A 21899-nucleotide genomic window follows, 5' to 3' on the forward strand; every position below is an offset into this window, starting at 1 on the left:
CCGGGGCGGGGGCGGGAGCGGAGGGCGGGGCCGCTGGACGCGGCCGGGACATCGGGCGAGACGTCGGCCGGGACCTCGGCCGGGACGTCAGCCGGCGACGCGGCCCAGGGCGTACACCGCCGGTGCCGCCGCGGCCAGGGGCAGAGCCACTCCCGCGGTGAAGTGGACGAACCGGGACGGGTAGTCGTAGCTCGCGGCACGGTGGCCGATCAGGGCGCAGGCCGCCGCGCCCGCGCCGATCAGCGCGCCCGAGGCGCCGAACTCCGTCACCCCGCCGGCCAGCGCACCCGCACCGGCCGCCACGAGCAGCGCGGCCACCACGGACACCGGCGTCGGCAACGGCAGTGCCCGCGCCACGACCGCCGCCGCCACCGCGATCCCGCCGACGGTCACCGCGTCGGCGCCGGCCGCCAGGTAGCCGCTCGCCACGATCGCCAGCGCGGCCGCGGCCACCGTCGCCGTCAGGCCGTACATCCGCTCGTCGGGATCCGCGTGCGACCGGAGCTGGAGCACCAGCGACAGCAGCACCCACACGCCGAGCGTGCCGAGAATGGCCGACGGTGACCGGTCGGACGCGAGCAGTGCCACGTCCGCGACCAGCGCCCCGAGGAAGCCCAGGGCGATGCCCTGGCGCGCGGGCCACATGCCGTTCAGCCGGAACCAGCCGGCCGCGGTGAGTCCCTGGAGGGCCACCAGCGGCACGAGCAGGGCGTACGTACCCAGCGCCGCCCCGCCGGCGAGCAGCAGCCCCAGCAGCGCGGTGAGCGCCGCCGGCTGCATGCCGGGCTCGATGATCGGCGAACGCCCTTCCGCGCGGGCACGCTGCGCGTCCGTGACCCGGGCGTTCCCGGCAAGGGTGGCGGGCCCGTACCCGGAACCGCCCGAGGCCTCGGGGGCCGAGGGCGCGACAGGCGGGGCGGGCGCGGCGGACGCGACAGGCGGGGCGGGCGCGGCGGAGGCGGGCGGGGGCATGGCACCAGCACCAGCACCAGCACCAGCACCAGCACCAGGATGGGTATCGGGGATCGGTGCCCCGTGGGTGGAGGCCACCCCGTACCCCGCGTACACCGCGGGTCCGCCGAGCGCGCCGCCGTCACCCCGACCCGCGTATCCGGCATGTCCCGGAGGGGTCTGCGAAGACTGCGGGGCGGCAGGGGAGTGCTGCGGAGGCTGTCCGGTGTGCTGGGGCAGGTACGACGTCTCCTCCGCGGCCGTCGGCGGGACCGGGGGCTGCATCTGCGTCTCCCAGGTCTGTCCCTGCCACTGCTGCGTGTACTGCTGGGCGGCGTGCGGATCGTCGTACGCCTGCTGCGGCCCCCCGGGCCACGCCGGCGACGGCCCCTGCGCCTGGTCTTCAGGCCGCTGATGCCGGGACTGATGCCGAGGCCGGGGCCGGCCGTAGGGGTCGGGGTCGTAGGGGTCGTGGCCCTCGTGACCCTCGCGGCGCCCGTCGTACCCGTCGTAGCCCTGATGCGGCTGGTTGGTCATCGCTCACCCTCCTGCGAACGGCGGGAGCACCTCGACCGTGCCGCCGTCGGCCAGCCGTACCGTCTCATGTGCGCGGGTGCCCACGGGATCACTGTCGACGAGGAACGAGCATCGCCGCAGGACACGGGTGAGTTCGCCCGGGTGCCGCTCGCGCACCGTGTCCAGCGCGTCGGCGAGCGTGACCGCCTCGTACGACTCCTCGGCCACCCCGGCCGCGGCCTTGGCGGCGGCCCAGTACCGCACCGTGACCTTTGCCATCTGCTGGTTCCTCAATCGTTTGACAGTGAACACGGTCAGGCTAGCCCGCCCGGGCCACCACCCGTTCCCCATCCGGTACGGCAGCCCGTCGGGGGCCGCGTTCTCCACCTGACCCGGGTCCCATGCCCGTGGAGGGGGAAGGGGGAAGGTCGCCACGGCCCCGTGCCGTGCGAACGCCCGCGCGCCCCGCCATGCCGCGCCCCGCCATGCACGCGGTCGGTCCACGCGCCGTACACGCGGCCGGTCCACGCGGCCGGTCCACGCCCCCCGTGAACCCGCGCGCGATCACGAACACGAGGTCACGGGAAGGCGGCCGCGAGGCATCCTTCCCGGTCGTCCTTTCGGCCGCAGCCGGGTTGTATACGAAATTGATCCGCACGCCGTCCACCGTGCGCAAAGACGTCCGAAAAGACGTACCGCCCCAGGTGACTTCACGCGTCACACCACGTGTCTTGAAATGCGGACCATTGAGGGAACGTGCCACATGACCTGACGGACCGGTGCCCATGTCGGCTATTCTCCTGAGGAGAGGACTCGGGCAGTGAAGCCCCCGAGTCCTTTTGTGCTTTCGGGAGCGTTGTATACGACGTGGGAAACCGCCGGTGTACGGGCCGTCGAAACGCACGAAGCAGTGCCGTAAACTCCCCCATTGCCCTAATGGCGTGGGAGGTGCCCCCATCGCAGGGACCGAGGAGAGACCAGACGTTATGGGCGAGCGAACCGTGCACGTACGAATGACGACCCGGTCGTGGGCAGCACCGCGACCCGAGCCCCGGGACCAGGACCGCGTCCGTGTCCGTGTCCGTGTCCTCGACGGACCCGAGGGAGGGGTGCGATGAGTTCACTGCTCCTGCTGACCAACGCCCTCCAGCCGTCGGCGGAGGTGCTCCCCGCCCTCGGCCTGCTGCTCCACCATGTGCGCGTGGCCCCCGCCGAGGGACCCGCCCTGGTCGACACCCCCGGCGCCGACGTCATCCTCGTCGACGGCCGGCGCGACCTCCCACAGGTCCGCAACCTGTGCCAGCTGCTGCGGTCCACCGGCCCCGGCTGCCCCCTCGTCCTCGTGGTGACCGAGGGCGGCCTCGCCGCCGTCACCGCGGAGTGGGGCATCGACGACGTCCTCCTCGACACGGCGGGACCGGCGGAGGTGGAGGCCCGGCTGCGGCTCGCCATGGGCCGGCAGCAGATCGTCGGCGACGACTCCCCCATGGAGATCCGCAACGGCGACCTGTCCGTCGACGAGGCGACCTACAGCGCCAAGCTCAAGGGCCGCGTCCTCGATCTCACGTTCAAGGAGTTCGAGCTCCTGAAGTACCTCGCCCAGCACCCCGGCCGCGTCTTCACCCGCGCCCAGCTGCTGCAGGAGGTCTGGGGCTACGACTACTTCGGCGGCACCCGGACGGTCGACGTCCACGTACGGCGCCTGCGCGCCAAGCTCGGCCCCGAGCACGAGTCGCTGATCGGCACCGTGCGGAACGTGGGTTACCGATTCGTTACGCCGGAGAAGGGCGAGCGGGCCGCCGAGGAGGCCAAGGCGAAGGCCGGCCGGCAGCAGGCCGGGTCCGGCCGCCAAAAGGCGGCGGATGCGGACGAGACGGCCCCCCTGGACGCCGCCGAGGCCCCGACCCAGGCGTGAACGGCATCCGCACGAGCGCCGCACCCGCCCACGCGAGCCGTTTCCGTGCTGTTCACAAGGTCGTTCACGCTCTGCCCCGACCGGTTATATCCGCGTAGACTCCGCGCGTGGCCAAGGTGACTAGGGATGATGTGGCGCGGCTGGCGGGTACTTCCACCGCCGTCGTCAGCTATGTCATCAACAACGGACCGAGGCCGGTCGCCCCGGCCACGCGCGAACGCGTACTCGCCGCGATCAAGGAACTGGGGTACCGGCCGGACCGGGTCGCCCAGGCCATGGCGTCGCGGCGTACGGATCTCATAGGTTTGATCGTGCCGGACGCGCGCCAGCCCTTCTTCGGGGAAATGGCGCACGCGGTCGAACAGGCCGCGTCCGAGCGCGGAAAAATGGTGCTGGTCGGGAACTCCGACTACGTGGCCGAGCGCGAGGTCCACTATCTGCGGGCGTTCCTCGGTATGCGTGTCTCCGGACTGATCCTGGTCAGCCACGCGCTGAACGACCTCGCCGCCGCGGAGATAGACGCCTGGGACGCCCGGATGGTCCTGCTGCACGAGCGCCCCGAGGCCATCGACGACGTCGCCGTCGTCACCGACGACCTCGGCGGCGCCCAGCTCGCCGTCCGCCACCTGCTGGAGCACGGCAACGCGTATGTCGCCTGCGTCGGCGGCACCGCGGAGACCCCCGCGGTGGGCGACCCCGTCTCCGACCACGTCGAGGGCTGGCGACGGGCCATGGAGGACGCGGGTGTCCCGACCGAGGGCCGCCTCTTCGAGGCCCCGTACAACCGCTACGACGCCTATCAGGTCGGGCTCGGCATCCTCTCCGGGCCGGACCGCCCGCCCGCGATCTTCTGCTCCACCGACGACCAGGCCATCGGCGTGCTGCGCGCGGCACGCGAGCTGCGCATCGACGTGCCCGGCGAGCTGGCGGTCGTCGGGTTCGACGACATCAAGGAGGCGGCGCTCACCGACCCGCCGATGACGACGGTCGCCTCCGACCGCTCGGCGATGGCGCGCACGGCGGTCGACCTCGTCCTCGACGACGGGCTGCGGGTGGCCGGCTCGCAGCGCGAGCGGCTGAAGATCTTCCCGTCCGAACTGGTGATCCGCCGCTCCTGCGGCTGTGGGTAGCACCGGACCTCCGGCCGACCCCTCCCCCGTCTTCACCGGACGGTCCCGCCGTCTCCCTTCGGACGGCCCCACCGTCTTTATATCGGGCATACAAGGTTCTGTCGGACTTCTCAGCGGGCACTCAGGGTGCTCTCATCGTCGGGCGCCAGGCTCGTCGGCATGACCGAGAGCCATCGCCGCAGCAGCGAGTACGAGAGTCCCCGGACGGGCGGCCACCAGCCCGGCGCCTCCCCCGTGAACCCGGAGTGGCCGGCCCCGCCGGCGTACGCACCGGGGCAGCCGACCACCGCCGCACACCCGGCGGACCCGGCGGACCCGGTGACGGCAACACAACCGCTGCCGGCGACGGACCCGATGACGGCGACGCAGCCGATCGCTGCCGTGCACCCGACGGACCCCGCGGACCCGGTGACGGCAACACAACCGCTGCCGACGACGGACCCGATGACGGCGACGCAGCCGATCGCTGCCGTGCACCCGACGGACCCCGCGGACCCGGTGACGGCAACACAACCGCTGCCGACGACGGACCCGATGACGGCGACGCAGCCGATCGCTGCCGTGCACCCGACGGACCCCGCGGACCCGGTGACGGCAACACAACCGCTGCCGACGACGGACCCGATGACGGCGACGCAGCCGATCGCTGCCGTGCACCCGACGGACCCCGCGGGCCCGGCCCACGCCGGTTCGGCCCACGCGTCCGAGCCGGCCCCTCCCCGCTCCCGCCGGAAGCGGAACCGGGGCCCGGCCGTGCTGCTCGCCGCCGTGGCGATCGTGGCGGCGGCCGTGGGCGGCGGCACCGCGTACGGCATCCAGGAGCTGACCGGCGGCACCACCGTCGCGTCCGCCGGCGCGGCTGCCACCAGTGTGGTGCCGACCGGCCAGAAGGGAACGGTGGCCGGTGTCGCCGAGGCGGTCGGCCCGAGCATCGTCGAGATCAACGCCGAGTCCGGCGCGGGGTCGTCCACCGGATCCGGCGTGATCATCACGGACGACGGCGAGATCATCACCAACAACCACGTCATCGCCGGTGCCTCGTCCGTCGAGGTGCGGACCGGCGACGGGAAGACGTACACCGCGGACGTCGTCGGCACGGAGAGCTCGAAGGACCTCGCGCTGATCAAGCTGCGGGACGCCTCGGGCCTGACGGCGGCCACCCTCGGCGACTCGGACCAGGTGCGGGTCGGTGACGAGGTCGTGGCGATCGGCTCCCCCGAGGGCCTGACCGGCACCGTCACCAGCGGCATCGTCTCGGCACTCGACCGTGACGTGACCGTCTCCACGGACGAGAGCCAGGGACAGCGACAGCAGCAGGAACAGCAGCAGGGACAGCCCGGCGGCTGGCCGTTCGAGTTCGACGGCCAGGAGTTCAACGGCGACACCGGCGGGTCCACGACGACGTACAAGGCGATCCAGACCGACGCGTCCCTGAACCCCGGCAACTCCGGCGGCGCGCTGATCGACATGAACGGCGACATCATCGGTATCAACTCCGCGATGTACTCGTCGAACGGCAGCGGTTCCTCCTCGGCCGACGCCGGCAGCGTGGGCCTGGGCTTCGCCATCCCGTCCGACACGGTCAAGTCGGACCTCCCGACCCTGCGGGCCGGTTCCATGAACTGATGTGACGACGCGGCGCCCGCCCGAGGAGTCCGACATGATCCAGCAGATCCCGCAGGTCATCCACCAGGCGCCCGACGCCGGTACCGACCCCGCCGGTCTCGCCCTCGCGCTGGAGGTCGCGGCCGAGCTGCACGCGCCGGCACGGCGGGCACTGGAAGTCGCCCCGCACCCGGCCCACCGGAGGCCCGGCCCCGATCGCGGCGGCCACCGCCGTACCGTGCGCGGCTGACCCGCGGCCGACCCACGGCCGACCGGAGCCGCCCGGAGCCGCCCGCGCCCCGGGGGATCGTGCGAGCCTGAGAGGCTGAAGTCCGCAGGCCCCGATTCCTGCCCCCGAGCACTGCTCCCGCGCCCCCGCCCCGTGCAGACAGAGGAACCCGAGCCATGAGCCCCGCAGAAGGCGACCGTGACCCCCAGCGCATCCTGATCGTCGACGACGAGCCGGCGGTGCGCGAAGCGCTCCGGCGCAGCCTCGCCTTCGAGGGGTACGGCACCGAGGTCGCCGTCGACGGCGCGGACGCCCTGGAGAAGGCGGCGGCCTACCGGCCCGACCTGATCGTCCTCGACATCCAGATGCCCAGGATGGACGGCCTGACCGCCGCCCGCCGCATCCGGGCCACCGGTGACACCACGCCCGTCCTGATGCTGACCGCCCGGGACACGGTCGGCGACCGGGTGACGGGACTGGACGCCGGGGCGGACGACTACCTGGTCAAGCCGTTCGAGCTGGACGAGCTGTTCGCCCGCATCCGCGCGCTGCTGCGCCGCAGCTCGTACGCGGCCGCCGTGGCCGGTGCCGACGAGGAGAACGACGTCCTCACCTTCGCCGACCTGCGCATGGACCTGTCGACCCGCGAGGTGACCCGGGGCTCGCGCCAGGTGGAGCTGACCCGTACGGAGTTCACGCTGCTGGAGATGTTCATGGCGCACCCGCGCCAGGTGCTCACGCGTGAGCAGATCCTGAAGGCGGTCTGGGGCTTCGACTTCGAGCCGTCGTCGAACTCCCTCGACGTGTACGTCATGTACCTGCGCCGCAAGACCGAGGCGGGCGGCGAGCCGCGCCTGGTGCACACGGTGCGGGGCGTCGGCTACGCCCTGCGGCAGGGCGGCACGGAGTGAACAGGCTGGTCCGCAGGTACCGCTCGCTCCCGATCCGGGCGCGGCTGTCGCTGCTGGTGGCGGCGGCGGTCGCGTTCGCGGTGGCGGCGGTGTCGGTGACGTGCTGGTTCATCGTGCAGGGGAAGCTGTACGCGGAGCTCGACGACGACCTGCGGTCGTCGGTCGTCACGCTGGACGAGAACCAGCTCGCCAGAATCGTCGACACCTGCGGCCGGACGCCTTCGCAGACGGACGGCATCGGCCCGCAGAGCGGAAGCTACGGTCAGTTGGTGAGCACGGACGGCACCGTGTGCCTGCTGCCTTTCGCCTCGGCCCCGGTCAAGGTCACCGGCGGTGACAAGGACGTGGCGAAGGATCCGGACCCCCGCTCCGCACGGTTCCGCAACGGCTTCGACAGCGACGGTGACCAGGTACGTGTGCTGACCACCGCGGTCACCGTCGAGGTGCCCCTGGGCCAGGGAGTGGCCAACGGCTACGCCTATGTCGCCGCCGTTCCTCTCGACAGCACCCGGTCGACGCTCAACGACCTCGCCCTGATCCTGCTCCTCGTCTCCGGCGTCGGAGTACTGGGCGCGGCCGCCGCCGGCCTCGCGGTCGCCCGTGCGGGCCTGCGCCCCGTCGACAAGCTCACCGAGGCCGTGGAACACGTGGCCCGCACGGAGGACCTGGACGTCCGCATCCCCGTCGAGGACGACGCCGAGGACGAGGTCGCCCGCCTCTCCCGCTCCTTCAACTCCATGACGTCCGCCCTGGCCAGCTCCCGCGACCTGCAACAGCAGCTCATCGCGGACGCCGGCCACGAGCTGCGCACCCCGCTCACCTCCCTGCGCACCAACATCGAACTCCTCACCCGCAGCGAGGAGATCGGCCGCCCGATCCCTCCCGACGACCGCAAGGCCCTGCTCGCCTCGGTGAAGGCGCAGATGACCGAACTGGCGTCGCTCATCGGCGACCTGCAGGAGCTGTCCCGCCCGGACACCGGCCAGCACGCCGACCGTGCGCCGATCGTCGCCTGGCAGGACGTCCTGGAGTCGGCGCTGCGCCGCGCCCGGCTGCGCGGCCCGGACCTGACCGTCACGGCGGACGTCCGGCCGTGGTACGTCCGCGCGGAGCCCTCCGCGCTGGAGCGGGCCGTGGTCAACATCCTCGACAACGCGGTGAAGTTCAGCCCGGAGGGCGGCACGGTCGAGGTCCGCCTCGCCGACGGCGTCCTCACCGTCCGCGACCACGGGCCCGGCGTCACCGCCGACGAACTCCCCTACGTCTTCGACCGCTTCTGGCGCTCCCCGACCGCCCGCGCACTCCCCGGTTCGGGCCTCGGCCTGTCCATCGTGGCCCGCACGGTCCAGCAGGCGGGCGGCACCGTCACCCTGACCCGCGCCGAGGACGGCGCCGGGGGCACGACGGCCACGATCCGCCTCCCGGGGGCACCGACCCCGCCGCCCGAGGTGCCGTAGCCGGAGGTTCCGCAGCCGGAGGGGGAGGGGCGGCAACTTTTCGGTGCCGGGCGGCGACCGACCGGCGACTCATCCCCCCACAAGGATCGGATCGCCGTATGAGTGAGCACCCTCGCAGGGCCCGGCACCGCAGCGGTACCGGGGCACGAACGGTCGCCCTCCCGCTGGTCCTGGCCACCGCGGCCGCCACCCTGGCCTACGGAGCCGCACCGGGCACGGCCGCCCCCTCCGGGTCACCGGCCGCAGCGCCCACCGCGGCCGCCGCCCCCGCCTGGGCCACCGCCACCGCCGACGGCTTCGCCTCCGTCGACGCGCTGGGCCAGAACGGCACGTACGGCGGCCGGGACGGTGCGGTCGTCACCGTCCGGACCCAGGCCGAGCTGGAGCGGTACGCGACCGCCGCCGAGCCGTACGTGATCGTCGTGGCCGGGACGATCACGATGAACCCGGTGGGCAAGGAGATCAAGGTCGCCTCCGACAAGACGATCGTGGGCTCGGGCACGTCCGGGCACATCGTCGGCGGCGGCTTCTTCCTCGGCCAGGGCGTGCACAACGTGATCATCCGCAACCTGACGATCCGGGACGCCTACCAGGGCGTCTGGAACGACAAGGACCACGACTTCGACGCCGTCCAGATGGACGGCGCGCACCACGTCTGGATCGACCACAACGACCTGCGGAACATGGCGGACGGCCTGATCGACGTCCGCAAGGACAGCACGTACGTGACGGTCTCCTGGAACGAGATGAGCCACAACAACAAGACGTTCGGCATCGGCTGGACCGAGAACGTGCTGACCGACATCACGATCCACCACAACTGGATCCGCGAGACGGAACAGCGCAACCCGTCCACGGACAACTGCGCGCACGCGCACCTCTACAACAACTTCCTGGAGGACACCCCCGGTACGGACATCACCTCCTCCTACGGCAACTACTCGCGCGGCGGCACGCGCATGGTGCTGGAGAACAGCTACTTCCAGGGCTTCAAGAACCCGGTCATCAAGGACGCGACGGCGACCGTGGTGCAGCGGGGCAACGTCTTCTCGGGGACCTCGGGCCGCAACGAGAGCGGTGGCACGGCCTTCGACCCGAGGACGTACTACGCGTACACGCCCGACGCGGCGGCGAACGTCCCGTCGCTCCTCAAGTCGGGTACGGGCCCCCGCGGTTCCATCGGTACGACGGCCGCCACGGGAAGCGCCACAAAAACCTCCACGGGAACCTCCACCCGGGCAGCCGCCGCGACGACGCTCACGGTCGCCAAGGACGGCACCGGCCAATACACCACGGTCCAGGCCGCGGTGAACGCCGTACCCGCGAACAACCCGTCCCGCGTGCTGATCTCCGTCAAGCCGGGCACGTACCGGGAGACGGTCCAGGTCCCGTCGAACAAGCCGCACATCACGGTGCAGGGCACCGGCGGCAGCCGCAAGGACACGGTGATCGTCTTCAACAACGCGGCGGGCACGGCGAAGCCGGACGGTTCGGGGACCTACGGCACCTCGGGCAGCGCCACGGTCGCCGTGCAGGCCGACGACTTCCAGGCCCGCAACCTGACCATCGCCAACGACTTCGACGAGCGGGCCAACCAGTCCCTCGCCGGACACCAGGCCGTGGCCCTGCGCACCGCCGCCGACAAGGTCCTCCTGGACGGCGTCATCGTCGAGGGCGACCAGGACACCCTGCTCCTCGACACGGCCGCCAAGGACCGCCTCGGCAGGGTCAAGGTCACCAACTCCTACGTCGTCGGCAACGTCGACTTCATCTTCGGCCGGGCGACGGCCCTGATCGACCGTTCCGTCATCACGCTGAAGAAGCGCTGGGACGGCAGTTCCGCGGGCTACGTCACCGCCCCGAGCACGGCCGCCGGCCGCAACGGCATCCTGATCGCCAACTCCACGGTGAACGGCGACGTCTCGGACCGCACCTTCCACCTGGGCCGCCCCTGGCACGCGGGCGGCGACGCCTCCCTCGACCCGCAGACCACGGTCCGCGACACCACCCTCAGCGCTGCCGTCCGCACCGCTCCCTGGACCGACATGAGCGGCTTCTCCTGGAAGGACGACCGCTTCGCCGAATACCGCAACACCGGCCCCGGCGCGGGCTCCGCCTCCACCGACCGCCCCCATTTGACCGACGCCCAGGCGACGACCCAGGCCGTCAACACCTGGCTGGGCGACTGGACTCCTACGGCGTCCTGACCTGCTCGCCCGGGGCCTGGAGATGTTGCACCAGGCCTCTCAGCAGCCCCCATGCCCCGGGCTCCGCCCCTCCGCCCAGCCGGTGGTGCGGCACGGCCGGCCGCCCCGGCCGAGCCGTACGGGCGGGGGTGCCGCGGGGGTTCGAGGTGACGGGGACGGTGAGGTCCCGTCGCACGGACCGGACCAAGGCGAACAGCGTGACCGGGCCGTGCTCGGCACCCGGTTCGACGGCCTTCAGGGGCGGGGAGTAGGTGCGCTCCGGACCCTGATCAGCGCCAAGCAGTCACCGCGCTTCCGTCAGCGCTTGACCTGCGCCGTGAACAACGCCCACGCGGCCGGGCCGAAGACGAGCACCCGGCCGTCCCGCACCTTGCTGTCGCGGACCGGGACGAGGCCGGGGCAGCCGCCGGCGACCTCGACGCAGTTGTTGTCTCCCCCGTCGCTGTAACTCGACTTGCGCCAGGCGGCGGTGCTGAGGTCGGGAGTCTGCTTCATGATCGGTGCTCCTCCAGTACGTCCCGGATGAACGTCAGCGAGTCCGACGGCGACAGCGCCAGATCCCGCAGCCGATCGTAGGACAAACGGTGGCGCAGGACGTCTCTCGAATCGTCCATCAGTAAGCCTCCGCTGTCACCTTCCGTGTACGCCACAGCGCTTCCGTCCTTCTGCCACAGCAGGGTCAGCGAGCCCTTTCCCATGAGGTCGTGGATTCCGGCCGAGAACGGCAGCACCTGAACGACGACATTGGGCCACTGCGCGATCGCTTCGATGTGCGTCAGTTGACCGTCCCACGTCTCCGGGCCTGCCGCGGGACGGCGGAACGCGAGTTCGTCGATGACGAAACGGACGCTCGGGGCCGGGCTCTTGCTCAGCAGAAGCTGTCGTCCCAGGCGGGCGGCGACCTGTTCCTCAACCGCCTCGCGCTCCTGAACCGTTGTCCGGGAGCCGGACAACACCTCCCTGGCGAAGTCTTCGGTCTGCATCAGGCCGGGCACGTTCGGCGTGTACTTGTACATGATCCGTGCCATCGCCTCCAGGCGCATGAACTCCTTGTACTTGTCCTTGAAGGCGTCGATCCGGGCCAGTTTCCAGAGACTCACCAGCAGGTCACCGGCACCGTAGTACCCGTCGAGGTCCTCCATCACCGTCACCTTGGACAGTCGCTCGCCCGACTCCAGGCGGCACAGATAGCTCTTGTCGTACCCGGACTCGTCGGCCAGCCGCCCCAGCGACTTGCCCTCCTTCTCCCGCAGGAAACGAAGCGTCCGCCCCAGCACCGCACGGCCCGACTCCGCCTGAGTGTCCACCTGTTCGGCCATGTCACTCCTGTCCGTGGTCCGGGGTGACGGACAACGCCTGCCCTCTTCCGCAGCGTACGCGCCGTCAGTGACGATCTAAGCGCGAAAAGTAATCATCGTCGTCGCGCCCTTGTGTACCCGTTCCAGAGGAACGACACCGTCGCCGCCCGAGAAGGGACGTCCCCCCATGAGCCCCTCCCCGCTCCGCCTTCTCCCCTGGACCACGCCCGAAGGAAACCCCTGTTATCTGAGTACCGACAGCAGCCAGAGCCGGTTATCGCTGCTCGCCGACGACGTCGAGGCGGACCAGTTGGACTCGGGTGAGCAGGTGCTCGGGGGCGCCAGGGCCGTGCTCCGCGACCCGGAAGCCGGTGAACGGGCGTTGCGCTTCGCGCTCACCAGGGCGACGGAGTCCCTGGAGGACGTACTCCGGGTCGCGGTCAGCCGGGGAGGACGCATCGAGGCGGGTGGCCGGTGACACGTACCACCGGGGCCGCCCGTCGCCCCTCGCGTTCTACCGTGGACCTCCGGCCCTCCCCCTGTCGCACCCCGGCCGGAGAAGAGGAGCCGGCCATGGCCCACGAGGTGGATCCGAACTCGTGCGAAAGCACACCCGAGGCGATCCGTACGGCCCTGCAACGGCGCCCGGACTGGCTGCGGGCCTTCGAGCAGGAGTGGCTGAGCGCTGCCGCCGACTTCGACCGGCCGGCCCTCGACGCCGTGATCGACAAGTGGTTCCCCTTCGCCTGCGCCTGCGCCACACCCGGGTATCTCGACGACGTCGAGCACATCGTCAGGCGCATGACGGAGGACGACAGCGAGGGCCTCGTGTTCCGCGACGCGGAGGGCCACGGCTATGACGCGGACGGCCGGCCCGTTGGCGTGGGCGGGCCCCGGTGAGCACCTACGCCATCCGGTACGTGGACCGCGCGGCGGCGCGAAAGGCCGCTTTACCGGGCTTCCGGCGAACGTCGCTCGAGAACCTCGAGAAACTGCTCACTCTCAACCCGTTCGGTCCGCCGGCGCTCAGCAACCGCGACAACAGCTGGTCGGCGGCCTTCCGGGGCGGCTTCGTCACCTACGTCGTGTCCAACCGCCACGTCGTCGTCAACGTCATCGACCTCGTGGCCCTCTGACACCGAGGGCGCGTATGACACGCTGAGATCGTGAAAACACCGCCGGATGGGCTGCCTGCGTACCGTGTACTGACCGGTCCCGATGATGTGGCGTTCTGTCATCGTGTGAGCGAGGCCCTGGCGATGGGGTACCGACTCCACGAAGGGCCGGCGGTCACGTTCGACGGCGACCGGGTGATCGTCGCGCAGGCGGTCGTGTGGCCCGGGACGGAAGACCCCACCTCGGCGTGACGGGTCCGCGCCGGGCGTGCGCACGGGATCGGCACGCGTCCGCCCGTCCCCGCTCACTTCCCGTCGGTGTCGGCGGGAGACGCCGCGTCATCGTCTGTCAGGGCTGCCGCCACCGCACGGTGCCGGCAGCCCTGTTCCCCTCGTCGGATGCCGGGGCCAGGGCCTCATCCGATCGAGCGAGAAGGAGACGTTTCCCCTGATCGGCTGTAACGCCGTGCCTACCGTGATCACGTTGCTTGTGCCCTGGGCACGCTCAGCCCACACTTGAGGAGGTGACGTCACCATGACCGCTCTTGCGTACGAGAGGCCCGAGACCATGTCTGAGATCAGGACCGCGGCCGGGCCGGAGAACGGAACCGAGAACGGGCCCGACCTGGACGAGGTCGTGTGGCAGGCATGGAAGGCCGTGGAACTCCCGGAGGGCTACCGCGCCGAGATCATCGAGGGAGCCATCGAGGTGTCGCCCACCGGCCGCCTGTCCCATGCCCAGATCGCCAACCGGCTGCGCAACGCGCTGGTGCGGTTCCTGGGAGAGGGCGAGTACTCGGCGTACCAGGACGCCAATGTCATCTTCCGGCGCAAGGGATGGATCCCCGATGTCTTCGTCGCGCCCGAGGACCTGGAGCCGTACGCGGACGAGGACGGGCTCGGTGTCGATGCGGCGGCGGTTCGTCTGGTGGTCGAGGTGGTCTCGCCCGGAAAGCGCCACGAGGACCGCGACCGGGTCAGGAAGCGCCGTGAATACGCCCGCGCCGGCATCCCGGTATACGTGATCATCGACGACTACGACGCGCAGGGCACCGTGACCGTCCTCACCGAACCCCGGCCCGACAAGGCCGACTGGCTGGGCGTCGTGCGGGTCCCCTACGGAACCGACGTCGACATCCCGAAGGGCCCCGCCACCGGCTTCGTGATCGGAGAGGCGATCACCGGTCCCAAGCGGACCTGAGCCGGAACAGGAAGAAGGGACCCGGTACCCGTAAGGCCTCGCACGGCCTGCCAGGTGCGCCGGGCCCCTCCCCGAGGCCGTCGGTCTGCTAATGCACGATTACTGCACGATCGTGATGCGGTCCGCCGCCGGCGGTGCGAGCGGGTTCGAGGCCGAGGAGTTGGCCGTCAGGTACTGCTCCAGGGCCGTCAGGTCGTCCTCGCCGACCAGGTCGCCCGTGCCCTCCCCGAGGGTCGGGAAGCCGTCTCCGCCACCCGCGAGGAAGCTGTTCGTGGCCACGCGGTAGGTGGCGGCCCCGTCGATCGGCTCGCCGTTCAGCCGGATGGAGTCCGTGACCACCCGGTCCGCACCCGTCTTCGTCAGGTCCAGGGTGTAGGTCAGGCCGGAGGAGACCTGGAGGATCTTCGTCGAGGCCTCGTTCGGGCCGCTCACCTGCTCCTTGAGGACCTGGATCAGCTGGGCACCGGTGAAGTCCTGGAGGTTGACCGTGTTGGCGAAGGGCTGGACGGTGAAGCCCTCGGCGTAGGTGACCACGCCGTCGCCCTCGGCGGCGCTCGCCGCGTGGGTGAGGGAGGCGCGGATGCCGCCCGGGTTCATCAGTGCCAGGTCGGTCTCCGGGTCCAGGGTCCTGCCGTACTCCAGCTGGGCGTCGGCGATCAGGTCGCCGAGCGGGGACTCGGTGCCGTCCTTGACGATGTCACCGGAGATGTGGCCGATGGCGCGGTTGCCGATGGGGGCGGCGAGGGTGTTCCACTTGCCGATCAGCCGGGTCATGTCCGGCGCCTTCGGAACGTCCCGCGTCACCACGTGGTTCGCCGACTTCACGGCCGTACGGGCGATGTCACCCGTGCGGCGGTCGTACGTCAGTGTGGTGTCCGTGTAGAGGCGGCCGAAGGAGGCGGCCGAGGTGACCATGCGGGGGTTGCCCGCCGGGTCCGGGATCGTACAGACGTACGCCGCGTGGGTGTGGCCGGTGACCAGCGCGTCCACCTGGGGCGACACGTTCTCGGCGATGTCCGCGATCGGGCCGGAGACGCCGTCGCCCGCGCCCGGGGAGTCGCAGTCGTAGTTGTACGCGGACGAGGCCGGGAAGCCGCCCTCGTGGACCAGGGCGACGATCGACTTCACGCCCTGGCGCTGGAGCTCCTTGGCGTACTTGTTGATCGTCTCGACCTCGTCCTTGAAGGACAGGCCCTTGACTCCCTCGGCCGAGACGATGTCCGGGGTGCCCTCCAGCGTCACGCCGATGAAGCCGACCTTGACGCCGTTCTTCTTCCACACCCAGTACGGCTTGAGGACGGGCTTCTTGGTCTTCTCGTCCAGGACGTTGGCCGCCAGGTACGGGAAGTCGGCGCCCTTGAACTTCTTGTCCGTGTAGCAGCCGTCGACGGGGTGGCAGCCGCCCTTCTGCAGCCGGGCCAGTTCCTTCGCGCCCTCGTCGAACTCGTGGTTGCCGACGGACGTGACGTCCAGGTCGAGCTTGTTCAGCGCCTCGATGGTGGGCTCGTCGTGGAACAGGCCCGAGATCAGCGGGGACGCGCCGACCATGTCGCCGCCGGCCGCGGTGACGGAGTAGCGGTTGCCCTTGCGGGCCTCGCGCAGGTGCGTGGCGAGGTACTCCACCCCACCGGCGTCGATGTTCTCCGTCGTCCCGTCCTCGTGGAGATGGGTGACCCGGCCCGAGGAACCCGCCGGGGGTTCGAGGTTGCCGTGCAGATCGTTGAAGGACAGCAACTGCACGTCCTGGTAACGGCCCTTGCCACCGTGACCGCCCTTGCCGCCGTCGTGACCCTTGTGGTGGCCGTGCGGCGTGCCGCCCCTGCCCTCACCGGCGCTCGCCGCACCGGCGGGCAGGGCGGCCGCGGTCAGCGCGCCGACGGTGAGCACACCGGCCGCGGTCGCGAGAAGACGGTTCGTACGGCGTCTGCGGCGCCGTACCGACGAGGCCGACGAGGCCGACGACGCGGGTGTGACTGGCATGTGCCCCCCAGTGGGTCTGCGTGGATCCGGATGAGTCATGCGTACTTCGAGATGGCATCGGGGTCGGTCGGGGCCGGTCCACGTCGGTCCTGAGGGGATCCGGAGGAGGCGCGCCAACCGCCCGGAAGCCTAAGGTCAACGCGCGTAGCACGACAGGGGTTTCGTGGTTACATCCTGGTTATCTTTCCTGCCGCCGGTGGCTGCCCGGCCGGATCGGCCGTCACGGCGTGCCCCGTGTCCCGTCCGTTTTCGGCGGGCTCGGCTTACCCTCGTACGCATGACCAGCGACGACATCGCACGCTCCGGCCGCACCCGCTCGCTCCAGACGCACGCCGCGCTCTCCCCGGAGCAGGTCGAGGCGGTTCTCGCGCTGCTCGACGAGGCCGCCGGGACCGACGGACAGCAGGCGGTTTCCGAACAGGGGCGGTTGCAGTTGCGCGGCGGGGAGCGGGCGGGTGTCTCGCACCTGCTGCTCTTCCTCACGGACGAAGGAGACGACGCCGACGCCGGTGAACTCGTCGGCTACGCCCAGTTGGAGGACACCGACCCGATCGAGCCCCCGACAGCCGAACTGGTCGCGCACCCCTCGCACCGGGGGCAGGGACACGGGCGGGCACTCGGGTCCGCGCTGCTCGCCGCCTCCGGCAAGCGGATGCGGGTGTGGGCGCACGGCGGTCACTCCGCCGCCCGGCACCTCGCCCAGGTCCTCGGCCTCACGCTTTTCCGCGAACTGCGGCAGATGCGGCGCCCGTTGGCAGACCTGGACCTGCCCGACCCCGTACTTCCCGAAGGCGTGACCGTACGCGCCTTCGTCCCCGGCCGGGACGACGCCGCCTGGCTCGCGCTGAACGCCGCCGCCTTCGCCCACCACCCCGAACAGGGCTCCCTCACCCAGCGCGACCTCGACGACCGCAAGGCCGAGCCCTGGTTCGACCCGAAGGGCTTCTTCCTCGCCGAACGGGACGGCCGCCTCGTCGGCTTCCACTGGACCAAGGTGCACCGAGCGGAGAACCTCGGCGAGGTGTACGTCCTCGGGGTGAGCCCGCAGGCCCAGGGCGTCGGGCTCGGCAAGTCCCTCACGACGATCGGGCTGCGGCACCTGGCGGAGCGGGGGCTGCCGACCGCCATGCTGTACGTCGACGCCGACAACAAGGCGGCGGTGGCCGTCTACGAGCGGCTGGGTTTCCTGACCCACGAGACGGACCTGATGTACCGCACCGAGATGTGAGACGTGAGGCTTGAGTTCTCAGATCTCACCTCTGAGGTCTGAGAACTGAAGCCGATCGGCCACGAGCCGGAACCCGCACCCCGGCCCTCCCCTCCGGTCCCGCAACCCCGACCCTCCCCCTCCGATCCCGTGCCCCGGCCTTGGCCGCGCCTCGCTCCAAGCCCCTGCCGCACCCCACCTCGGCCCTCCCCCCGCCCAGCGCATACGGTCGGTCCAAGGACAGCCGCCCGGAGCGGCACACCACCGGCGTGCGGGGGCCCGGTGCCCGCGTCCGGTGCGTGCGCCGGGGCCCGGCCTCCGCGCGCCCGCCCCGGCCCTCGCGGGCCGCGCCCCGATAGCCCGCACGTCATGTCTCCGTAACCGGGGATTCAGACAGTCTTGCGACGCTCGGCGAATGCATCCCGTCGCGCCAGAGCCGCCCCCGTCCCGCAGGGGGAACGGGGCCGTCCCAGGGGCACGCTCCCTCCCGCCCCCGCCGTCCGGCGCGCTTATGGGGCCTGTGACGCGGAACAATGGATTCATGAGCCAGTCGAACGCCAAGGGTCAGGTACAAGCCAAGGGTCAGGTACAGCACGCTCAGCCCTCCGTGGGCTCGATCGCCGCCCACCGGCCGCACACCGTGGCCGGGACGGCCTCCGATCTGGAACCGGACATCGACTCGGACCTGGACGTCTACGAGGAGTCGGACACGGGCGGCGAACCGCTGCCCCAGGGCAGGTTCCTCGACCGGGAGCGCAGCTGGCTCGCCTTCAACGAGCGCGTTCTGGAGCTCGCCGAGGACCCGAGCTCCCCCCTCCTCGAGCGGGCCAACTTCCTCGCGATCTTCGCCAGCAACCTGGACGAGTTCTTCATGGTCCGGGTGGCCGGTCTCAAGCGCCGTATCGCCACCGGTGTCGCCACCCGCTCCGCGTCCGGCCTCCAGCCGCGCGAGGTGCTGGAGATGATCTGGTCCCGTTCGCGCGAGCTGATGGCACGGCACGCCGCCTGCTTCCACGAGGACGTCCTCCCCGGGCTGGCGGACGCGGGCATCCACCTGGTCCGCTGGAGCGAGCTGAAGGAGAAGGAACAGGCCCGCCTGTTCACCCTCTTCCGGCACCAGATCTTCCCCGTGCTGACCCCCCTGGCGGTCGACCCGGCGCACCCCTTCCCGTACATATCGGGCCTTTCGCTGAACCTGGCCGTGATCGTGCGCAACCCGGTCACCGGTCACCGGCACTTCGCCCGGGTCAAGGTGCCGCCACTGCTGTCCCGCTTCCTGGAGAGCTCCCCGGGCCGTTACGTCCCCGTCGAGGACGTCATCGCCGCCCACCTGGAGGAGCTGTTCCCGGGCATGGAGGTGCTCCAGCACCACGCCTTCCGGCTCACCCGCAACGAGGACCTGGAGGTCGAGGAGGACGACACCGAGAACCTCCTCATCGCCCTGGAGAAGGAACTCATGCGGCGCCGCTTCGGGCCGCCGGTGCGCCTCGAGGTCGAGGAGTCCATCGACCGTGACGTCCTGGACCTCCTGGTGCGCGAGCTGAAGATCAGCGAGGCCGAGGTGTACCCGCTGCCGGGGCCGCTCGACCTCACCGGTCTCTTCCGCATCCACGGGCTGGACCGGCCGGAGCTGAAGTACCGCGCGTTCATCGCCGGCACGCACCGCGATCTCGCGGAGGTCGAGTCGGCGTCCGCGCCGGACGTCTTCGCCGCGCTCCGCAGCCGGGACGTGCTGCTGCACCACCCGTACGACTCGTTCTCCACGTCCGTGCAGGCCTTCCTGGAGCAGGCGGCGGCCGACCCGGACGTCCTCGCGATCAAGCAGACCCTGTACCGGACCTCCGGCGACTCCCCGATCGTCGACGCGCTCATCGACGCGGCCGAGTCCGGCAAGCAGGTCCTCGTCCTGGTCGAGATCAAGGCCCGGTTCGACGAGTCCGCCAACATCAAGTGGGCGCGCAAGCTGGAGGAGTCCGGCTGCCACGTCGTCTACGGCCTGGTCGGTCTGAAGACCCACTGCAAGCTGTCCCTGGTGGTCCGCCAGGAGGGCGAGACGCTCCGACGGTACAGCCACGTCGGCACCGGCAACTACCACCCGAAGACGGCCCGGCTCTACGAGGACCTCGGCCTGCTCACCGCCGACCCGCAGGTCGGCGCGGACCTCTCGGACCTGTTCAACCGCCTCTCCGGCTACTCCCGCCGCGAGACGTACCGGCGGCTGCTGGTCGCCCCCAAGTCCCTGCGCGACGGACTGGTCTCCCGGATCGACAAGGAGGCCCAGCACCACCGCGCCGGACGCCCCGCGTACGTGCGCATCAAGGTCAACTCGATGGTGGACGAGGCGATCATCGACGCCCTGTACCGGGCCTCGCGGGCGGGGGTCCCGGTGGACGTGTGGGTGCGGGGCATCTGCGCGATCCGGCCGGGCGTCGAGGGGCTGTCGGAGAACATCCGGGTCCGTTCCGTCCTCGGCCGCTTCCTCGAACACTCCCGCGTCTTCTCCTTCGGCAACGGCGGCGAGCCCGAGGTGTGGTTCGGCAGCGCGGACATGATGCACCGCAACCTGGACCGCCGTATCGAGGCGCTGGTCAGGGTCACCGACCCCGCCCACCGGTCGTCCTTGAACCGGCTACTGGAGTCCGGTATGTCCGACACCACCGCGTCCTGGCACCTCGGCCCGGACGGCGAGTGGACGCGGCACGCGACGGACGCGGACGGCCGGCCCCTGCGACATATTCAGGAGATGCTCATAGACGCCCGGAGGCGCCGGCGTGGCACAGCGACACCTTGACCCGACGGACCCGAGGACCGGCTCAGGACGGGGCCCGAGCCTGGGTCCCGGCTCCGGGGCCGGCCCGAGGACCGGACCGACCGCCGGCCCGACCGCCGGACCGGCAACCGGCCCGGCGGCCGCTCCGGTGCCCGCGGAAGCCCTTGCGGGCTATCTACGGGCCCAGGCCACCGAGTTCCTGCGCGCGCTGCGTCTCCACCGGGAATCGGGGGCGGGCGCGGCGTCCTCGGAGGGTTCCGCCGAAGCGGCGCTCGCGCTGCGCCGGTCGGCCCGCCGGATCAGCGGCAGCCTGCACACCTTCCAGACGGTCCTGGACCCCGAATGGTCCGAGGCGATGCGCCCGGAGCTGGCCTGGGTCTCCGGCACCCTGGCACTGGAACACGCCTGCTCGGCGCGCCTGGAGCGGCTGCTCCAGGCACTGCACCGGCTGTCCGGCACGGCGGCACTCCCGGCCCAGGGCCCGGCCGGGGCCGGCCGGGCGGGCGGACCCGGCGGACCCGGCGGATCGGCCCGGTCCTCCGTCCCGGCCGCCGTCGCCGCCAGGGGCGCCTCCGTCTCCGCCACAGCCGGGACCGGGACCGGGACCGGGACAGGTACCAGGACCACCACCACCGAGCGTGGCAGCCTCACCGTGGGTGCCGCCAAGGCCGGCGCCCTGCTGGACCGGCAGCTCACCCTGGCCCGGACCCGGGCGCACTCCACGGCGCTCCAGGCCCTCGGCTCCTCCCGGTTCCACGCCGTCGCCGACAAGGTCGCCGTGCTGGCCAGCGAGGTTCCGCTGGCCCCGGCCGTCTCCGCCGTCGACCTGCGCCCACTGGCCGAGGCCGCGCGGGAGCGGCTCGTCGACGCCGTCGCGGCGCTGCCCCTGCTCACCGCGGGCAGCCCGTACAACGCGGAGGCACTGGTCCATGGGTTGTCCCCGGACCTGGCCCCGCATCCGCAGGACGCCCCCTGGCACCAGGTCCGCCTGCTGCTGCGCCTGCACCGGTACGCCCACGAGGTGCTGCACCACGCCGTCGTCCCAGCCGCCCTCGCCGGCAGCACCTCCCAGGCCTCCCAGGCCACCCCGGTCTCCGGGGCCACCGTCCCCGCCGTCCCGCCCCCCGACCTCCCCCTGCTCGCCGCCGGCGAGGCCCTCGACCGGCACCGGGACGCGTCCGAGGCGTCGGCGGCCGCGGCGAACGCCGCCCGTACCCCGCGCATCGCCCCGGCCACGGCCTACGCGCTCGGGGTGCTCCACGCGGACCAGCGGCACGAGGTGGAGGCGGCGCGGTACGCGTTCCAGCGCAGCTGGCAGAAGGACGTCCTCGGCTCGTTGTAGGGAGGCCCCGGTGGACTCGACCCCGTCCGACCACGACCACCGCGGCCCGGACCAAGGCTCCCGCG

General features: G+C 71.5%; 20 protein-coding genes. 15 read left to right on the forward strand and 5 right to left on the reverse strand.

Going from position 1 to position 21899, the window contains the following annotated elements; all coding sequences use genetic code 11:
- Positions 1 to 87: 87 nt before the first annotated feature.
- Positions 88 to 1488 (reverse strand): hypothetical protein, encoded by a 1401-nt coding sequence (locus V4Y04_RS17260; RefSeq protein WP_332429025.1) that lies wholly within the window; start codon positions 1486 to 1488, stop codon positions 88 to 90.
- Between the two features lie 3 nt (positions 1489 to 1491).
- The gene (locus V4Y04_RS17265) at positions 1492 to 1746 is read right to left on the reverse strand and encodes a MoaD/ThiS family protein (RefSeq protein WP_332429027.1); all 255 of its coding nucleotides are present in this window, start codon (positions 1744 to 1746) and stop codon (positions 1492 to 1494) included.
- An 835-nt stretch (positions 1747 to 2581) separates the two neighbouring features.
- On the opposite strand from V4Y04_RS17265, the gene V4Y04_RS17270 reads away from it, so the two are divergent.
- The 7 genes from V4Y04_RS17270 (at position 2582) to V4Y04_RS17300 (ending at position 10921) form a co-directional block, all read left to right on the forward strand.
- On the forward strand, positions 2582 to 3382 hold the full coding sequence (locus V4Y04_RS17270) for a winged helix-turn-helix transcriptional regulator (RefSeq protein WP_332429029.1): 801 nt from the start codon (positions 2582 to 2584) through the stop codon (positions 3380 to 3382).
- 107 nt (positions 3383 to 3489) lie between these two features.
- Positions 3490 to 4512, forward strand: coding sequence for a LacI family DNA-binding transcriptional regulator (locus V4Y04_RS17275; protein WP_332429030.1), 1023 nt, complete (start codon positions 3490 to 3492; stop codon positions 4510 to 4512).
- 534 nt (positions 4513 to 5046) lie between these two features.
- Positions 5047 to 6138 carry a trypsin-like peptidase domain-containing protein gene (locus V4Y04_RS17280; protein WP_443080182.1) on the forward strand — a complete coding sequence of 364 codons (1092 nt, stop codon included), beginning with the start codon at positions 5047 to 5049 and terminating at the stop codon, positions 6136 to 6138.
- 34 nt (positions 6139 to 6172) lie between these two features.
- Complete coding sequence (locus tag V4Y04_RS17285; protein WP_332429032.1) at positions 6173 to 6367, forward strand: hypothetical protein; 195 nt, start codon at positions 6173 to 6175, stop codon at positions 6365 to 6367.
- Between the two features lie 155 nt (positions 6368 to 6522).
- On the forward strand, positions 6523 to 7257 hold the full coding sequence (locus V4Y04_RS17290; protein WP_332429033.1) for a response regulator transcription factor: 735 nt from the start codon (positions 6523 to 6525) through the stop codon (positions 7255 to 7257).
- Positions 7254 to 8714 (forward strand): sensor histidine kinase, encoded by a 1461-nt coding sequence (locus V4Y04_RS17295; RefSeq protein ID WP_332429034.1) that lies wholly within the window; start codon positions 7254 to 7256, stop codon positions 8712 to 8714. The genes V4Y04_RS17290 and V4Y04_RS17295 overlap by 4 nt, the downstream gene beginning before the upstream one ends.
- A 98-nt stretch (positions 8715 to 8812) precedes the next feature.
- Positions 8813 to 10921, forward strand: a complete 2109-nt coding sequence (locus V4Y04_RS17300; protein WP_332429036.1) for a pectinesterase family protein — start codon at positions 8813 to 8815, stop codon at positions 10919 to 10921.
- A gap of 297 nt (positions 10922 to 11218) precedes the next feature.
- Here V4Y04_RS17300 and V4Y04_RS17305 read toward each other — a convergent pair whose 3' ends face one another.
- Both V4Y04_RS17305 and V4Y04_RS17310 read right to left on the reverse strand, forming a co-directional pair.
- Positions 11219 to 11416 carry a DUF397 domain-containing protein gene (locus V4Y04_RS17305; protein WP_332429037.1) on the reverse strand — a complete coding sequence of 66 codons (198 nt, stop codon included), beginning with the start codon at positions 11414 to 11416 and terminating at the stop codon, positions 11219 to 11221.
- Complete coding sequence (locus V4Y04_RS17310; protein ID WP_332429039.1) at positions 11413 to 12240, reverse strand: helix-turn-helix domain-containing protein; 828 nt, start codon at positions 12238 to 12240, stop codon at positions 11413 to 11415. Before V4Y04_RS17310 ends, V4Y04_RS17305 begins: the two co-directional genes overlap by 4 nt.
- Positions 12241 to 12406: 166 nt before the next feature.
- On the opposite strand from V4Y04_RS17310, the gene V4Y04_RS17315 reads away from it, so the two are divergent.
- The 5 genes from V4Y04_RS17315 to V4Y04_RS17335 all read left to right on the forward strand — a co-directional run bounded on the left by V4Y04_RS17315 (position 12407) and on the right by V4Y04_RS17335 (position 14535).
- Positions 12407 to 12697: a hypothetical protein gene (locus V4Y04_RS17315; protein ID WP_332429040.1), complete on the forward strand. Its 291-nt coding sequence runs from the start codon at positions 12407 to 12409 to the stop codon at positions 12695 to 12697.
- 95 nt (positions 12698 to 12792) lie between these two features.
- Positions 12793 to 13119 (forward strand): hypothetical protein, encoded by a 327-nt coding sequence (locus V4Y04_RS17320; protein ID WP_332429041.1) that lies wholly within the window; start codon positions 12793 to 12795, stop codon positions 13117 to 13119.
- Positions 13116 to 13355, forward strand: coding sequence for a hypothetical protein (locus V4Y04_RS17325; RefSeq protein WP_332429042.1), 240 nt, complete (start codon positions 13116 to 13118; stop codon positions 13353 to 13355). The genes V4Y04_RS17320 and V4Y04_RS17325 overlap by 4 nt, the downstream gene beginning before the upstream one ends.
- A 30-nt stretch (positions 13356 to 13385) precedes the next feature.
- Positions 13386 to 13586, forward strand: coding sequence for a DUF1737 domain-containing protein (locus V4Y04_RS17330; RefSeq protein WP_332429043.1), 201 nt, complete (start codon positions 13386 to 13388; stop codon positions 13584 to 13586).
- A 283-nt stretch (positions 13587 to 13869) separates the two neighbouring features.
- Positions 13870 to 14535: a Uma2 family endonuclease gene (locus tag V4Y04_RS17335; RefSeq protein WP_055596234.1), complete on the forward strand. Its 666-nt coding sequence runs from the start codon at positions 13870 to 13872 to the stop codon at positions 14533 to 14535.
- Positions 14536 to 14634: 99 nt separating this feature from the next.
- Here V4Y04_RS17335 and V4Y04_RS17340 read toward each other — a convergent pair whose 3' ends face one another.
- Entirely contained in the window at positions 14635 to 16515 is a 1881-nt protein-coding gene (locus tag V4Y04_RS17340) for a bifunctional metallophosphatase/5'-nucleotidase (protein ID WP_332429045.1), read from the reverse strand.
- Between the two features lie 277 nt (positions 16516 to 16792).
- On the opposite strand from V4Y04_RS17340, the gene mshD reads away from it, so the two are divergent.
- The 3 genes from mshD to V4Y04_RS17355 all read left to right on the forward strand — a co-directional run bounded on the left by mshD (position 16793) and on the right by V4Y04_RS17355 (position 21834).
- Complete coding sequence (mshD, locus tag V4Y04_RS17345) at positions 16793 to 17743, forward strand: mycothiol synthase (protein ID WP_332429047.1); 951 nt, start codon at positions 16793 to 16795, stop codon at positions 17741 to 17743.
- A 520-nt stretch (positions 17744 to 18263) separates the two neighbouring features.
- Positions 18264 to 20513, forward strand: a complete 2250-nt coding sequence (locus tag V4Y04_RS17350; protein ID WP_332429049.1) for an RNA degradosome polyphosphate kinase — start codon at positions 18264 to 18266, stop codon at positions 20511 to 20513.
- Positions 20494 to 21834, forward strand: a complete 1341-nt coding sequence (locus tag V4Y04_RS17355; protein ID WP_443080037.1) for a CHAD domain-containing protein — start codon at positions 20494 to 20496, stop codon at positions 21832 to 21834. The genes V4Y04_RS17350 and V4Y04_RS17355 overlap by 20 nt, the downstream gene beginning before the upstream one ends.
- Positions 21835 to 21899: the final 65 nt, after the last annotated feature.

It is taken from the genome of Streptomyces sp. P9-A2 (assembly GCF_036634175.1).
Lineage (GTDB): Bacteria > Actinomycetota > Actinomycetes > Streptomycetales > Streptomycetaceae > Streptomyces > Streptomyces pratens.